Origin of the sequence: Nitrosomonas sp. PY1 (assembly GCF_022836435.1) — a bacterium.
Lineage (GTDB): Bacteria > Pseudomonadota > Gammaproteobacteria > Burkholderiales > Nitrosomonadaceae > Nitrosomonas.
Genome location: NZ_BQXC01000001.1, coordinates 2,613,267 through 2,629,677 on the forward strand (window position 1 = coordinate 2,613,267; position 16,411 = coordinate 2,629,677).

At 42.8% G+C, this 16,411-nt stretch carries 13 protein-coding genes; 3 read left to right on the forward strand and 10 right to left on the reverse strand.

From position 1 onward, the window contains the following. Nucleotides 1-101: 101 nt before the first annotated feature. From pyk to def, 10 genes are all read right to left on the reverse strand, one after another. Nucleotides 102-1,562: a pyruvate kinase gene (gene pyk, locus W03_RS12115; RefSeq protein ID WP_244073585.1), complete on the reverse strand. Its 1,461-nt coding sequence runs from the start codon at nucleotides 1,560-1,562 to the stop codon at nucleotides 102-104. 5 nt (nucleotides 1,563-1,567) lie between these two features. Next, a complete protein-coding gene (locus W03_RS12120; RefSeq protein WP_244073586.1) occupies nucleotides 1,568-2,749 on the reverse strand; it encodes a phosphoglycerate kinase in 1,182 nt (393 codons plus the stop codon). A 129-nt stretch (nucleotides 2,750-2,878) separates the two neighbouring features. Beyond that, nucleotides 2,879-3,877: a type I glyceraldehyde-3-phosphate dehydrogenase gene (gap, locus tag W03_RS12125; RefSeq protein ID WP_244073587.1), complete on the reverse strand. Its 999-nt coding sequence runs from the start codon at nucleotides 3,875-3,877 to the stop codon at nucleotides 2,879-2,881. An 82-nt stretch (nucleotides 3,878-3,959) separates the two neighbouring features. After that, a complete protein-coding gene (tkt, locus tag W03_RS12130) occupies nucleotides 3,960-5,975 on the reverse strand; it encodes a transketolase (protein WP_244073588.1) in 2,016 nt (671 codons plus the stop codon). Between the two features lie 160 nt (nucleotides 5,976-6,135). Continuing rightward, entirely contained in the window at nucleotides 6,136-7,398 is a 1,263-nt protein-coding gene (locus tag W03_RS12135) for a sigma-54 dependent transcriptional regulator (protein WP_244073589.1), read from the reverse strand. A gap of 442 nt (nucleotides 7,399-7,840) precedes the next feature. Continuing rightward, a complete protein-coding gene (locus W03_RS12140; protein ID WP_244073590.1) occupies nucleotides 7,841-9,964 on the reverse strand; it encodes an ATP-binding protein in 2,124 nt (707 codons plus the stop codon). Next, a complete protein-coding gene (locus W03_RS12145; protein ID WP_244073591.1) occupies nucleotides 9,964-10,521 on the reverse strand; it encodes a DUF4390 domain-containing protein in 558 nt (185 codons plus the stop codon). Before W03_RS12145 ends, W03_RS12140 begins: the two co-directional genes overlap by 1 nt. A gap of 49 nt (nucleotides 10,522-10,570) precedes the next feature. Beyond that, complete coding sequence (gene rsmB / locus W03_RS12150) at nucleotides 10,571-11,854, reverse strand: 16S rRNA (cytosine(967)-C(5))-methyltransferase RsmB (RefSeq protein WP_244073592.1); 1,284 nt, start codon at nucleotides 11,852-11,854, stop codon at nucleotides 10,571-10,573. Nucleotides 11,855-11,874: 20 nt separating this feature from the next. Next, nucleotides 11,875-12,801, reverse strand: coding sequence for a methionyl-tRNA formyltransferase (gene fmt, locus W03_RS12155; RefSeq protein ID WP_244073593.1), 927 nt, complete (start codon nucleotides 12,799-12,801; stop codon nucleotides 11,875-11,877). Between the two features lie 159 nt (nucleotides 12,802-12,960). Beyond that, nucleotides 12,961-13,464, reverse strand: coding sequence for a peptide deformylase (def, locus tag W03_RS12160; protein ID WP_244073594.1), 504 nt, complete (start codon nucleotides 13,462-13,464; stop codon nucleotides 12,961-12,963). Nucleotides 13,465-13,565: 101 nt separating this feature from the next. Here def and W03_RS12165 point away from each other — a divergent pair, with 101 nt between their 5' ends. The 3 genes from W03_RS12165 (at nucleotide 13,566) to W03_RS12175 (ending at nucleotide 16,254) form a co-directional block, all read left to right on the forward strand. Continuing rightward, nucleotides 13,566-14,600, forward strand: coding sequence for a LysM peptidoglycan-binding domain-containing protein (locus W03_RS12165; protein ID WP_244073595.1), 1,035 nt, complete (start codon nucleotides 13,566-13,568; stop codon nucleotides 14,598-14,600). Nucleotides 14,601-14,617: 17 nt separating this feature from the next. After that, nucleotides 14,618-15,730, forward strand: a complete 1,113-nt coding sequence (gene dprA / locus W03_RS12170) for a DNA-processing protein DprA (protein ID WP_244073596.1) — start codon at nucleotides 14,618-14,620, stop codon at nucleotides 15,728-15,730. A 65-nt stretch (nucleotides 15,731-15,795) separates the two neighbouring features. After that, nucleotides 15,796-16,254, forward strand: a complete 459-nt coding sequence (locus W03_RS12175; RefSeq protein WP_244073597.1) for a DUF494 domain-containing protein — start codon at nucleotides 15,796-15,798, stop codon at nucleotides 16,252-16,254. Nucleotides 16,255-16,411 lie beyond the last annotated feature (157 nt).

The window sequence follows — 16,411 nt, forward strand, 5'->3', positions numbered from 1 at the left end:
TGAGAAACGATTGTATCGTTGCTGCAATGTAGATAGTAAGTGCTCGAATATCTATTAATTTATAAGCATCAATTGCCTCGAATGCATTTTCCAACAATCTATTATGTGTCGGCCATTAATCCAAGTCTTTTTTTATATTCACCGACTTTTATGATTTTCATGGTATTCGTACCCCCCGCTTTTCCTACCGGTTCGCCAATTGTCATGACCATGATATCACCATTCCGTACTACGCCTCGATTAAGCAATTCTTCTTCTGCAAGATTCAAAATAACTTCTGGATCTTGTAAGCCCTCCCCAAATTCCACGGGGTAAACTCCTCGAAATAACGTAACCCTTTGGCGCGTTTCTTCATTTGGACTCAATGCAAAAATAGGAACTTTCGAGCTCCTACGCGACATTAACAAAGCCGTTACTCCACTTTGCGTTAATGCTGCAATAGCGCGAATTTGCAATCCACTGGCCGTAAACATCGTAGCACGGGCAATAGCTTCTTCAATGGTTGCACGATTAGCATCCATTACATTCATGCGGCGATCATTTGCCACCAAATATTCTTTTTCGGCTTCGAGGCAAACTCTTGCCATTGCTTCAACAGTCTCGACAGGATACTCACCCGCAGCAGATTCCGCTGAAAGCATTACGGCGTCGGTTCCATCCAATACTGCATTGGCAACATCTGAGACCTCCGCTCGAGTTGGAATAGGATTAGAAATCATCGATTCCATCATTTGAGTCGCTGTAACAACGATTTTGTTATTGGTACGAGCGGAACGAATCATTCTTTTTTGTAATGCAGGAACAGCCGCATCGCCCACCTCTACTGCCAGATCTCCGCGCGCAACCATGATGGCATCTGAAGCATCCAGAATATCATCTAAAGCCAGAATAGCTTCTGAGCGCTCAATTTTCGCCATAATCAAGCTTCGCCCGCCTGCTTCCGCCATCAATTCACGAGCTTTGCGTACGTCTTCTCCTGAGCGGACAAATGAAACGGCCAAATAATCAGCACCAAACTCTGCAGCTGTCTTAATATCCTCCAAGTCTTTATTAGTCAGTGCTGGAGCACCTAATCCACCGCCTTTGCGATTGATTCCTTTATTATTCGAGAGAATTCCTCCCTGCTCGACGTTACAAAAAACTTCATGATCTTTAACTGATAACACGCTCAAAACGATGCGTCCATCATCGAGCATGAGAATCGCACCGGCTTCCAAGTCATTTGGAAGTTCTTTGTAATCCAGCCCTACCCTTTCTTGATTACCTAATTGACACTTCGCATCAAGAATAAAGGGATCACCTACCTCGAGCCGGATTTTGCCATTTTCAAATTTCCCAACACGAATCTTCGGCCCTTGCAAATCAGCCAAAACACCCACAGTACGGCCTTCTGCACGTGCTAAAGCACGAGTCAATTTAACCAATTCAATGTGCTGTTCATGTGTACCATGCGAAAAATTGATACGAATAACATCAACACCCGCACGGATCATACGCTCCAATATTTTTGGATTACTGGATGCGGGACCCAGTGTTGCTACAATTTTTGTTCGACGAATCATTATATTTATTGACTAGCACGTAGCTCCAAAATTTCCACTGCGGGTAGCTTCTTGCCCTCCAAGAATTCCAGAAATGCACCACCTGCCGTAGAAATATACGATACTTTGTCGTAGATATCATATTTCTGAATAGCAGCAATCGTATCGCCACCACCTGCGAGTGTAAACGCTTTCGTTTGTGCAATGGCACGGGCAATTTTTTCTGTTCCAGCGCCAAATTGATCAAACTCGAATACGCCGACCGGACCGTTCCAAACCACGGTTCCCGCACGCATAATAATATCAACTAATTCCTGCGCACTTTTCGGACCAATATCAAAAATCATATCATCGTCAGCTACATCGCCCGCATTTTTCAGTACAGCAGGCTCATTAGCATCAAATTTCTTTCCCACCACAACATCGACCGCAATAGGAATCGATGCGTTACGTTTTGCCATCTTATCCATCAGAGCTTTAGCCGTTGGAACCAGATCGCTTTCACACAATGATTTTCCTACATTTTTTCCAGTGGCTTTCAAGAAAGTATTGGCAATACCGCCCCCCACCACAAGTTGATCGACTTTTTCTGAAAGCGACTCAAGTACTGTAAGCTTAGTCGAAACTTTAGAGCCACCTACTATTGCAACCATTGGACGAGCCGGATTCAGTAGCGCCTTAGTTAAAGCTTCCAATTCTTCTGTCAGTAAAATTCCGGCGCAAGCGATAGGCGCATATTTTGCAATGCCATGCGTAGAAGCTTCAGCGCGATGCGCTGTTCCGAATGCATCCATAACAAACACATCGCACAATTTTGCGTATTTTTGGGCCGTTTCATCTACGTTTTTCTTTTCGCCTTTATTGATGCGGCAGTTTTCCAAAACCACGAGTTCCCCATCGGCTACTTCAAATCCACCTTCTACCCAATCACGTATTAAACGCACTGGTTTATTTAGCCGCTGGGAGATATTATCCGCCACAGGCTTGAGTGAATTTTCTGCACTCCATTGTCCTTCTTCAGGACGCCCTAGATGTGAAGTTACCATCACCTTAGCGCCTTGTTTAAGGCAATGATTAATTGTTGCCATGGATGCGGTAATACGTGCGTCCGATGTTACTTTTCCATCTTTGACAGGTACATTCAGATCAGCGCGAATAAATACCCGTTTACCTTTAAGATCAAGATCAATCAATTTAATAACAGACACGGCAAACTCCTGAATTGTCTTTGATAAAGTAAAAGGATAGCAAGCGCTACCCTTATGTCTTAACGAATTAAGCTAGAATTAGCGTAATCCTTACAGCTTTGATTACGCTCTTCTTATTAATAGATATAGTTACTTGGCAACAGTACGAACCATTTCCAGGACCTTAGTTGAATATCCCCATTCATTGTCGTACCAAGCAACAACCTTAACGAAGCTTTTATCAAGCGCCATACCTGCTTCCGCGTCAAATATAGAAGTGCAGCTGTCACCTCGAAAATCGGTTGACACTACTTTTTGATCGGTATATCCCAATACGCCTTTCATTTTTCCTTCTGAAGCTGCTTTCATCTCTTTGCAAATCTCTTCATAAGAAGCATCTTTCTCCAATTCAACAGTCAAATCCACAACAGACACATCCGATGTTGGGACGCGAAAAGCCATACCTGTCAACTTTTTGTTCAGTTCAGGAATGACAACACCGACAGCTTTTGCCGCACCAGTTGAGGATGGGATAATGTTTTCCAGAATACCCCGGCCACCTCGCCAATCTTTATTGGATGGACCATCAACCGTTTTTTGCGTTGCTGTAGCGGCGTGAACCGTGGTCATAAGTCCTCTTTTAATACCCCATTTATCGTTCAATACTTTAGCCACGGGAGCCAAACAATTGGTTGTACAAGATGCATTAGAAATAATCGTTTCGCCTTTGTATGACTTATCGTTAACACCATAAACAAACATCGGCGTATCATCTTTTGAGGGCGCTGACATAATGACTTTTTTAGCACCTGCTACCAAATGCTTTTCACAAGTTTCTTTAGTCAAGAATAATCCGGTCGATTCCACCACAACTTCGGCGCCGACATCTTTCCATTTCAGGTCCGCTGGATCTTTGATGGCCGTCAGTCTAATTTTTTTACCATTCACCACCAATGTATTGCCATCGGTAGAAACATCACCATGGAAGCGACCGTGCACTGAATCATGCTTTAACATATAAGCCAAATAGTCTGGCTCGAGTAAATCATTAATCGCGACGATTTCAATGTCTGGAAAATTTTGTATCGCAGAACGAAAAACCATACGTCCAATTCGCCCGAATCCATTGATACCAACCTTAATTGCCATAAAACACTCCTTAAATAAAAAATCTACTGTAGCTGTGGACATAAGCCAACAGCCACCCAATTGTTAATTAAATTAGTTCAAATCAGAGTATGCTTTTTACGGTTTTCAGCACATTCTCAACCGTAAAACCAAAATGTTTAAAAAGCACATCTGCAGGTGCAGATTCGCCAAAAGTATCAATACCTACCACTGCGCCATCCAATCCGACATATTTACGCCAGAAATCAGTCACACCTGCTTCCACAGCAACGCGTTTAACACCTTTCGGTAGAACATTTTCCTTGTAAGACGATTCCTGACGATCAAATACATTGGTGCAAGGCATCGACACAACACGCGCATAAATACCTTCCTCACCGAGTGATTTTTGTGCATTCATTGCCAAACCAACCTCTGATCCCGTTGCGATGAGTATCACTTGAGGTTTACCGTTTGCCGCTTCTGACAGCGTGTATCCACCCTTATTGATCAGTTTGATCGTATTTGCATCACGTTTCTGAAAAGACAAATTCTGACGACTAAATATAAGTGTCGAAGGACCATCCTTACGTTCAATTGCATGCGCCCAGGCAACGGTCGACTCTACCGTATCGCAAGGCCGCCACACATCCATATTGGGAATATATCGCAAGGTCGCAGTTTGCTCTACCGGTTGATGAGTCGGTCCATCCTCGCCTAAACCAATGGAGTCATGTGTAAACACAAACAAATTGCGAATTTTCATTAATGCAGCCATACGCAACGCATTGCGCGCATACTCAGAAAACATCAGGAAGGTTGCGCCATAAGGAATCAAACCCCCATGCAATGACAACCCATTCATGATGGCACTCATACCAAATTCTCGCACACCGTAATAAACATAATTTCCGCCAGTTTTATCACTCACTCCTTTAGAACCCGACCACAAAGTCAAGTTAGAACCAGCCAAATCTGCGGATCCTCCAATCAATTCAGGCAATACTGGCGCCAAACCTTCAATGGCATTTTGTGAAGCTTTGCGGCTTGCAATCGTTTCTGCCTTTCCATTGACTTGGTTAACAAAATCATCGACATGCTTACGCCAATTAGCAGGCAATTCTCCAGCCATGCGGCGATTGAACTCAGCAGCTTCAGTTGAATATTTTTTGGCATATTCAGAAAACTTCAAATTCCATTCAGATTCAAGCTTCTGGCCTTTTTCTTTGGCATTCCATGCACTATAAACATCTTGAGGAATTTCAAAAGGAGCATGATGCCAACCAATATGCGGACGTGTAGCAGCAATTTCGGCATCGCCTAGTGCCGCACCATGAACAGAATGAGTATTCGCCATATTAGGCGAGCCCAATCCTATCACTGTTTTGCAGCATATCATTGAAGGCTTATCTGTCACCTTCTTAGCTGCTTCGATTGCCGTTTCAATTGCTTCGGGATCGTGACCATTCACATCGGGAACAACATGCCAACCATATGATTCAAATCGTTTCGGCGTATCGTCGGTAAACCAGCCTTCTACATGTCCATCAATCGAAATACCATTATCATCATAAAAACAAATAAGCTTTCCAAGTCCTAATGTGCCTGCCAATGAGCAAGCTTCGTGGGATACGCCCTCCATTAAACATCCATCACCCAGAAAAACGTATGTATGATGATTGACGATATCAAAGCCTGGACGGTTAAATTCAGCTGCCAATACCTTCTCTGCCAACGCCATTCCGACAGCATTGGTGATGCCTTGGCCTAACGGACCGGTAGTGGTTTCCACGCCAGGCGTGTAGCCATACTCAGGATGACCTGGAGTTTTAGAATGAAATTGTCTAAACTTCTTAATCTCATCCATGGGTAAATCATAACCAGTCAAATGTAGTAAGGCATAAATCAACATAGATCCATGCCCATTTGAAAGCACAAACCGATCACGATCAACCCACTTTGGATTGCCAGGATTATGACGCAGGTGGTGCATCCACAACACTTCGGCAATTTCAGCCATTCCCATTGGCATACCAGGATGCCCAGAATTGGCTTTTTGCACCGCATCCATTGCCAATGCACGAATCGCACTGGTTAAATCCCTAAAAACCGGTGCGTCAAAATCCTTAAATGTACCCATTGATGCTAACTCCTATATAATTTTATTTATTCTCAGTAAACAGAAATGATGCTTTTTGCAAAAAGGCCCTCTGTGCAAAAATATGACAAAGCTGCTATTATCTCTTATTTTTCAAATAAAACCAATCCTGTAGCAGGAAAATTCTATCGAGCTCCAGTGATTAATTTCCACGTAATTTAATTCCCAGCATTTTGATTTTGCGATAAAGATGGGTACGCTCCAAACCAGCACGATCAGCAACTCGCGTCATGTTGCCATTTTCCTGACCGATTAATCTTTCAAAGTAGCTTTTCTCAAATAAATCACGCGCCTCCCGTAACGAGAGATCAAGGGGAATTTCAGGTAACACAGAAATCGAAGAAGATTCTGGAAAAACCATTGCTTGCTGCACCGCATCCGCAGTAATCTCCTCTCCCGTGCATGTTAATGCCAACGAGTGCACAACGCCGGTTAACTGCGTAAGATTCCCTGGCCAATCATAATTACGCAAACAATTTAGAGCCGCCGTGCTGAATTGAAGCACTGAAGAAACTTCCCCTGACTCTACAAAGCGCAGCAAAATTTGATTAGCAAGATCAGGAATATCTTCTCGGTGCCCCCTTAAAGCCGGAACTGTAATAGTCAAACTACTTAAAATTTCAAACAATTTGGGATGATAGGTTCCTTGCGCTGTCAATTCCGCCAACGATTGAGAAGTAGCGCAAATCAATCGAACATTATACTTTTCTAACTTACTGAGTAATAGTAATAAGCCTTTTTGTGCAAGCTTGTTAAGCTCTCCTATCTCCTTAAGAAATAAAACACCGTCACGAGCGGATTCCAGCAAATCTAACGGAGAGTCGGCTAACGAAGTAAGAGTCTCTGGTTCTATCCAAGGCGTGTTAGGACGGTGCATAAAACGCGCGCATATTTCCACTCCGACTCCTGGTTCCCCCATCAATAACAACGGAGCTTTTAAGCTAACAACTTGTTCCATTCTTTTTCTAAGATCGGCAATCAAGGGACCTTTTCCTAAGCTTGCCAAAGAAAATACTGCATGAGGTTTATTTTGCCCCCCTCGTAATGCTTTGCTAACGGTATTCAGAAGCTTTTGTAAAGGAATCGGCTTTTCCAAATAACCAAATGCTCCAATGCGCGTTGCCTCAACCGCCGTATCAATGGTTCCATGCCCTGACATCATAATGACCGGCATCGTTAACATACCATTGCTCGCCCAATCTTTAAGCAAAGTAATTCCATCGGTATCAGGCATCCAGATATCCAACAGTACCAAATCGGGGCGTGTTTTATTACGCCAAACCCTAGCTTGCTCAGCGTTTTCCGCTAACGCAACACGGTAACCTTCATCGCGCAAAATTTCCGACAATAATTCGCGAATTCCGATTTCATCATCAACTACCAGTATTGTATTGTTTGTTATCATTTAGAATCATCCAAAAACCGTATCTCGTTGATATTTAACTATTGTGCTTATTGAATAATAAGGTAATAAGCTAGTTCAAATTTTGATCTAATTATTAGATGCTGTTATTGAGCACTCCCATTATTAAATTTAAACCCTTAATTCTTAAGAGATATTTCAAGGATCTTGGAAAATTCTCTTGAATTTACCAAAAATACATTAACTTCCTTTACACTGCTTCCATCCCCTCCGTATACAACTTGGTGCGAAATACGCTACATTTTAAGTATGCCACTTAATTCACTGCTATTTCCAATGCAAAATATTTCCAACCGTGCTTTCCTTAGTCCTATACAACCACCACCCACACCTAAGCTAGCTTAACATCTAATACGCCATCGAAAAACAATCTGCGCATTTCACTACAGCGTTAAAACAACCTCAAAAGCCTATTTATATGACTTTACGCGACACTTGCGAATGGAAAAACAATAGAAATTCTTGCTCCTTGCACTTTACTATTTTCAACACGAATAATTCCCCCGTGCTCTTCTACAATCTTCTTTACAATAGGCAGACCTAAACCGGTACCTTTCGCTTTGGTCGTTACATAAGGCTCAAAAACACGTGCTCTAATTTCATCTGGAAAGCCACATCCGTTATCAATTATGGCAAGTTGCACGCCTTCATGAGTCTTTTCGGTCACTACTTCAATCATAGGATCCGGTGTGCTGACCAAAGCATCTTGTGCATTCTGCAGCAAATTATGTAACACTTGCCGTAATTGTGCAGGATCTCCATGAATAATTGGCAAATCCGAAGCAAGAACAAGCTTTATGACAGCTTTATGTCCGCTATCATAAAGCGACAATACTTCGCGCACCAGCCCATTCAATTCTAGCTGGCGAAGCGCCAACTCGGGCACACGTGCATATTGATTAAACTCATTGACCATTTTTTTCAATGCTTCAACCTGATTAACAATCGTTTCAGTAGAGCGTCTCAGGATTCTCGCATCCGCATCATTCAGCTTGTCAATTAACTTATGTTGTACCCGTTCAGCCGATAGCTGAATCGGTGTTAGCGGATTCTTTATTTCATGCGCAAGCCTTCTCGCAACCTCGCCCCAAGCAACCGCACGCTGGACTTGTAGTAATTGCGTTATATCATCAAAAACCACCACGCCTCCACTCGACAGGTTTGGCAAACGCGTACCACGTATTAAAAGCACTAGATTCCGGCCATCCGCAATATGTGTAATCTGTTTTTGCCAGGCACCCGTACCAGTAAATGAGTTAAATCCTTGCTGGATCTCAGCAATAACTGTGGCCAGCAATGGCTCTCTCTCCACACAACCCTCAATAATTGTCCCATCCAAGCTAATCATCGGAACTTGTAAAATTTGTTCTGCGCTGCGATTCGCTTTTAGCAAAGTCAATTGTTCATCAAACACCAACACGCCCGATGATAAGTTAACCAAAATACTCTCTAGATGAGCACGCGCACTTTCAACTTGCTGCTGATGATGCTGTGCCGCTGCTTGTGCTTCTTCAAGCTGTTGCGTCATCAAATTAAAAGATTCTGTTAATACACCAAGCTCATCCGTACTTTCCACTCGGTGGCGACGACTATAATCCCCTTGAGATATAGCTCGCGTACCTTCAGCTAACAACCCCAATGGCGCACTTAGTTTCTCACTCAACAACGACGCACTTGCCAGCGCAGAAAATAACGACAACAATAACGCCAATGTTAATGTTACGCTATACAGCCGCGTTAATCCTTGTCTCGATAAAGAAAGCTCTTGATAATCCTGGAGTCCTGCCTGAACTTGTTCTGCATCGTTTGCCAATTGCACCGGAACCTGCTGTAAAATTTGCAATATACGAATGTCTTCTGTAAGACTCAATACATTAACTGGAGTCACTACGCGCAAATACAGTCCTTTGTTTTCAATGGATTCCACCACCCTATAAGTCTTTTGTATACGAATATGCCGCATGATTGCCGCATTAGGCATTTCAGAGAAAAGCGCCCGATTATTCTCGCTAGAAAACGCAATCACCTTACCGTCTTGATTAAATAAAGTTGCCTCTTCAATTTGCGATTGCAGTAATAATTCGTTCAAAATCAATAATGGAGAGCTATCCGACTCCGATAACAGCAATGCCGTCGCTTGTGCCTTCTTTTGCAGCTCTGTCAGCAGATTTTCAAGCATGGTATGCCCCAAATTTATACCACCTTCTAATGCTCTATCTACTTTTACATCGAACCAAGACTCAATACTTTTTTCAAGAAACTGTACTGACACCGCATATACCAGCACGCCCGGCAATATCGCCATCAATGAAAAAATCGACATCAACCGTAACGCCAATCGTGAACCAAAAACCCCTGATTGCAATCGACGTCGAAATCGCCCCAGCAAGAACACAACGATGGCCATAAATACAACCACCAGAGCGATATTTATTTCCAATAGCAATCGGTATCTATGTTCAAAAAACTCAGTATTCGCACCGGCTGTGGCCAGCAAAAATAACATCACTGCCCCTAATCCTGCACCAATAATAATAACAAACTTCATTATTGTTCCTTGACAATCATAGGTTTCCCGATCACAGGCAGTTTCATGCGCCATTCCAGTCGATCTGACGTCAATTCCCACTGACTAGAAGCCAGCGCCTCCACCTGGAACGGCTTAGGCATTCGGGTCAAATCAAACCAAATACGTAGCGATGCCATATATTCAACATCTTCTCTCAAATTATCTTTGATAGTTAAGGGATAACCTCTTAAGCGTCCTAACGCTCTCAAGGCTTCTTTGAGTGTATTAAAATTTTGTGAAGAAGAAAGATAATTCAACTGATATTGCCGTGTCAGTGCATAGTACCGCAATGCAACACGTAACTTAGCGCGCGCAACTTCATCGCTCACCAAAAACCAGCGTGAATCCTCCAAAGTAAGCTTGGTTGCAAAGTATAAGATGATGCCCTTCTCAAGCGCGCGTTCCAATGTTGCATTCAATGCAATTTCCGAATCAACATTGATTTCATAACCTTGATTCACAGCAACCATTTCTACGGATTTGATATGTATACTTCCCGCATGCGACACATTCATTGACAAAATACTGATTAACAACGCAATGATTGCCTTCCAAAGTAACCATTGTACTTGGCGAAAATTCTGTTTATTTTTTTTGCAGCAGGGTATAAAAAAATCCATCGTGACCATTATCTGGCAATAATTGTCCATTATTTAGACTGAATGGTGATAAGGGTAAAGATAGCACCATGGCATCTTCATGTCGGTTGAGAAATTTTTCAATTTGCGCAGCATTTTCCTCATTAAATACCGAGCAAGTCACATAAAGTAATTTTCCACCTCGGTTTAATAAAACCCACAAAGCATTCAATATCGATTGCTGCGTCGCGATCAATGCATTTAAATCGCTTTCGCGGCGCAACCACTTAATATCTGGATGTCGACGTACCACCCCCGAGGCTGAGCAAGGCACATCAGCCAAAATACGATCAAATCCCTGTCCATCCCACCAAGAGCAAGGTTTAGAAGCATCACCGCAAATTATCTTCTCAGCGGTCATTTTCATTCGCCCTAGATTCTGCTCGATGCGTTGCATGCGATTGACATCATTATCCAATATAGTCAGCGATATATTTGCTAATTCTAGCAGGTGCGTACTTTTACCTCCTGGTGCCGCGCAAGCGTCTAATACTCGCATCCCATTCTTGACATCCAAAAATATGCCAGCAAGCTGCGCACCGGCATCCTGCACCGTAACCCATCCTGTTTCGAATCCCGGTAGTTTCTCAACATTCACCGGCTGCACCAATTGAACCACACCAATCCCCATCGATTCGAATGGCATCGCCTGGTTTATCAACAACTGACAATAATCCTGTACGCTAATTTTGCTGGTATTGATACGCAACGTCATAGGCGGGTGTTGATTGCCTTGTTGCAGCATCGAATCGTAGTACTGTGGATATTGCTCACGCAATTTATTGATCCACCATTGCGGATAAGAATAACACCCAACTTCAACGCAGTCAGTTTTTTGCAGCAAATGTTCTTGCTGCCTAACAAAAGTACGCAATACTGCGTTGATTAACCCTTGCAAAGCTTTGTGACGCGCTATTGATTTCGATGCCGTAACTGCTTGGTTGATAACAGTATAAGGTGAAGATTTACTGTATTGCAGTTGATATAGCCCAACTAATAATAAGTAGTGCAACTGCGGCTCAGTCAAAGGTTTTTTCAACAAAAACCCGAGTATTGTTTCCAATTGCCCGTAAAAGCGCAATACACCATAGCTGATATCTTGAATAGCGCCTCTCTGCTGTTTTGATAATGCGGGATAAGCGCACCAAGTCTCTTGCAACACTACCGTCAAACTACTACCTGAGAGTACTCGCGCTACTACTGCTACAACCGCAAGTTGCGTTTTAAACATCTTGCACGACTACCTTGCAGTCAAACAAAAATATCTCCCAACCGTAACGGATTGCCGAATAAATAATCTGTCGCACTCAATTTTGTACCTCCCGGCTTTTGTACTCTAATAATTTGCAAGCTTCCTTTACCACAAGCCACTACAAAACCTTCAGCATTGATTGCAATTACTTCTCCTGGCTTTCCCTGACTCTCAGAAGCAATCTCAGCTTGCCAGATTTTTAAAATACCCCCATGCAACGAGGTATAAGCTCCTGGCACAGGATTGAAAGCACGCACAATTCGATCAATCTGCCTCGCCGACTGTTGCCAATTAATGGCTGCATCGGATTTAACAATTTTTGTAGCATAGTTGGCCAATGCCCCATCCTGTTCGACTGAAGATAATTCTCTTTGTTGCAACAACATGATTGTTTCAACAATACATTGCGCTCCGAGCTGAGCCAACTTGTCATGCAGTGTTTGCGCAGTGTCATTCATGGCAATAGACAAACTGCGTTGTAACAAAATATCACCAGTATCAAGCCCTGCATCCATTTGCATAATGGTAATTCCCGTTTCTGCATCACCTGCCAGAATTGCACGTTGAATCGGAGCAGCACCACGCCAGCGAGGCAACAATGATGCGTGGATATTCAGGCAACCCAATTGTGGAGCAGTCAAAACAGCTTGAGGCAAAATTAAACCATATGCTGCCACTACCATCATATCCGCATTCAACGCCTGCAATTGAGCTTGAATCTCTGGCGTCTTTAATGATTCCGGCTGTAACAAAGGAAGGCCATGCTGTTGCGCAAGTTGTTTGACCGGACTGATAGTTAGTTTCATACCTCTACCAGCAGGCCGATCCGGCTGCGTCAGTACCATGACAATTTGGTGATTTTGTAGCAGCAATTTATCTAACGCAATGGCAGCAAAAGTAGGGGTTCCCGCAAAAATGATTTTCATCTCAAATGAGTCAGACTCAGTAAATCTCTACAGAAGAATAGCCAAAATGAAAGAATTCAAAGTACAAGAAAAAAGGTGCTTCACACGAATCACTGTGACAAGGTAAGGTAAAGCAACGCAACGCGTCAATTCTCTACCATTTTATAAACAGCCTTGAATTTACATGGCATGCCGATGCCTTTTTTTTAATTTCGCTATCACGCGCGCTTGTTTAAGTCGCGACCAATACTCAACAAACACCTTTCCTTGCAAATGATCCATTTCGTGTTGAATACACACCGCCAGCAATCCGCTAGCATCTAAGGTGAAAAATTTACCATCGGCATCAAGTGCTTTGACAGTTATTGATTCAGCTCGTGATACCTTTCCATAGACATCAGGCACCGATAAACAGCCTTCTTCATAATCCGACAAACCATTACTGGCGGTAATTTCAGGATTAATAAAAACTAATAACTGATCGTGTGCTTCGGAAACATCAATCACAATAATTCGCTGATGCACATCCACCTGTGTTGCTGCCAACCCTATTCCCGGTGCGGCATACATTGTTTCTGCCATGTCTCTGATAAGCGTTCGTGTATTGTTGTTTATTTGCAGCACAGGCGCTGCAACGGTATGTAATCGATCATCCGGGTATTGCAAGATTTTTAAAATAGGCATAGAAATAACAATTCTTCCTAAAACAAATATCCAAGTATCTAATTATTAAAGTATCATTATGTGCGTTATTTTTATATAAACTCACGGCAGGGAAAACGTCCATGCAAAAGCTTATTATAACTGCGTTCATCGGTATGCATTTTATTTTTGCCTCATCGATTAAAGCTGAGAGCATTATACTGCGAAGCGATGCACCGGAGCACCATACCGTTGTTCCGGGCGATACGTTATGGGGCATTGCAGCACGCTTCCTTAAAGATCCTTGGCGCTGGCCTGAAGTTTGGAACATCAATCGCGACCAGATAAAAAACCCGCATAAAATTTATCCTGGTGAAACAATTGTACTGGAAAGATTACCAGATGGACCAAGACTTAGACTCTCACATTCCGAAGGAGATCTACGAACCATTAAGTTATCCCCACGTATTCGAGTAGAAAATGACAACAACCTGCCCATTCCTGGTATTTCACGTACAGTTATCGAGCCTTTTTTGAGTCAACCTTTAGTCATTGAAAAAGATGGCTTAGACAATGCACCTTATATCTTGGGCTCAAGCGATGGGCGCGTTATCTTGAGTACTGGCAACACAGCGTATGTTACTGGTTTGCCTTCAAATCAAGGGCGTACTTGGCAAATTTTCCGCCCTGGTAAGCCTTTACTGGATCCTGACAAAACGAATCTGATTCTTGGCTATGAGGCAGTTTATCTAGGTAATGTCACTGTGGAAACTTTTGCGGAAACCAGTACCGTTACAATTACCCGTGCCAAAGAAGAAATCCTCAAGGGTGATCGATTAGTCGCTGCGCCAGATATCATCTTCGATAATTATATGCCGCATGCACCTAACTTCCCGGTAAATGGGCGAATCATTTCAGTTTATGGTGGTGTCACCGAGATTGGAAAAGACGCCATTGTTACTCTCAATAAAGGCGCAGAGGATGGCTTAGAAATGGGGCATGTACTGGCCGTCTATCGCAGAAGCCAAGCCAGATCGCTGAAGGGAGACATGATACAGTTACCGGATGAAAAAACCGGATTAGTGTTCGTTTTTCGTGTTTTTGAAAAAATCTCTTATGCTTTGGTAGTACAAAGCACTCACTCGATTAAGGTACTAGATGCGGTTAAAACACCCTAGCATCATGATGCAACGACATGGCATCCGTATCATCCGAGATAGAATTATGGTTAAACCTCAATCTAATTGATGGCTTAGGTGACGAATCGATTCGTCGATTATTAGTCGCCTTAAGCAGCCCTGAGGCCATATTTTCAGCATCACAAGGCATACTCGAGAGCATCGTAAAACCTTCCATCGCCAAGCTTATTCAACAAGGCCCAGATCGTAGCAAAGTTATTAGCACGCTTAAATGGTTGAAAGACCCTAACAATGCCATTATCACCTTAGCAGACACGGACTATCCTGCATCTCTATTAAATATTCCTGATCCACCACCACTATTGTATTTGAAAGGACATCGAAAGCTCCTGCAGTATCCAGCTTTAGCAGTAGTGGGTAGTCGCAATGCCACTCCACAAGGTTTATTAAATGCCGAAAATTTTTCACAAGCCGCCAGTAATGCCGGTCTTTGCATTATCAGCGGCTTGGCACTAGGAATCGATACTGCCGCGCATCAAGGTGGATTACGCGGTACTGCCAGTAGTATTGCAGTAGTTGGCACTGGCCTCGACATTGTTTATCCAGCAAAAAACCATGCCCTCGCGCACCAACTTGCAAAAGAAGGCGCTCTGATCTCCGAATTCCCATTGGGTATGCCCGCAATCGGTAGGAATTTTCCGCGCCGCAACAGAATTATCAGCGGTATCAGTCAGGGCTGTCTAGTCGTTGAAGCCGCATTGCGGAGCGGCTCATTGATCACAGCACGCCAAGCCTTAGAGCAAGGACGTGAAGTGATGGCCGTTCCAGGATCTATTCATTCGCCATTATCCAAAGGCTGCCATGCTTTGATTAAACAGGGCGCAAAATTAGTCGAAAATACACAAGATATCTTAGATGAATTGGATTATGCTCCGTTGAAAAAAAACCATCGGGATTCCTCAAAAAAACAACCAATAATTCCCATAGACTCTTCTCAGAACAGCTTACTACTCACCTATCTGGGCTACGATATAGTCAATATTGACACACTCTGCTCACGCAGTGGCTTGACGGCAGAAGTTGTATCAGCCATGCTATTGACACTTGAGCTTGAAGGTCAAGTCAGCAGTTTACCCGGAGGACGCTATCAAAGAATACTAATTAATTAGACGTTCTTCCTTGAAAATTTAATCATTCACTTGTTCGTTATATTTGCAATTTATTCAATATAGCCATGTTCGATATTCTTGTTTATTTGTTTGAAAACTATTTTGATTCTGGAAGCTATCCGGACTCTGCAACATTAACCCATAAACTTACGATGGCTGGATTTCCTAATGAAGACATCACTGAAACTTTAAACTGGCTCTCGGAACTTACCAAACAAACCACCGATCATTATCCAGCTGATTTAGCGGAAAGCACTTCTTTTCGTTGCTATAGCGATAAGGAAATGGAAAAAATTGATACTGAGGGTCGCGGATTTATATACTTTCTAGAGCGGAACGCCATCATTAATCCTTTGCAGCGTGAATTACTCATCGATCGATTGTTAGTGATGGATGACAGCTCACACACTGTAGAAAAAATCAAGCTGATCGTTTTGACTGAATTATGGATTCAGAATCAATTTACCGATCATGCCGTGCTGGAAAAACTATTAGTTGTCAGTGATTCTCAATATCGTCATTAAATTAATGCATTTAGTTCATCAGAATGACATCGAATCGTAACACCATAGATTTTTACTTACAGTTTATTGAAATCTATTACTTTTTTATTTCTGCTCTTATCCAATTATTACGAACTGATACCATAATGCGTAATAACGATAACGTGTCATTCCCAAA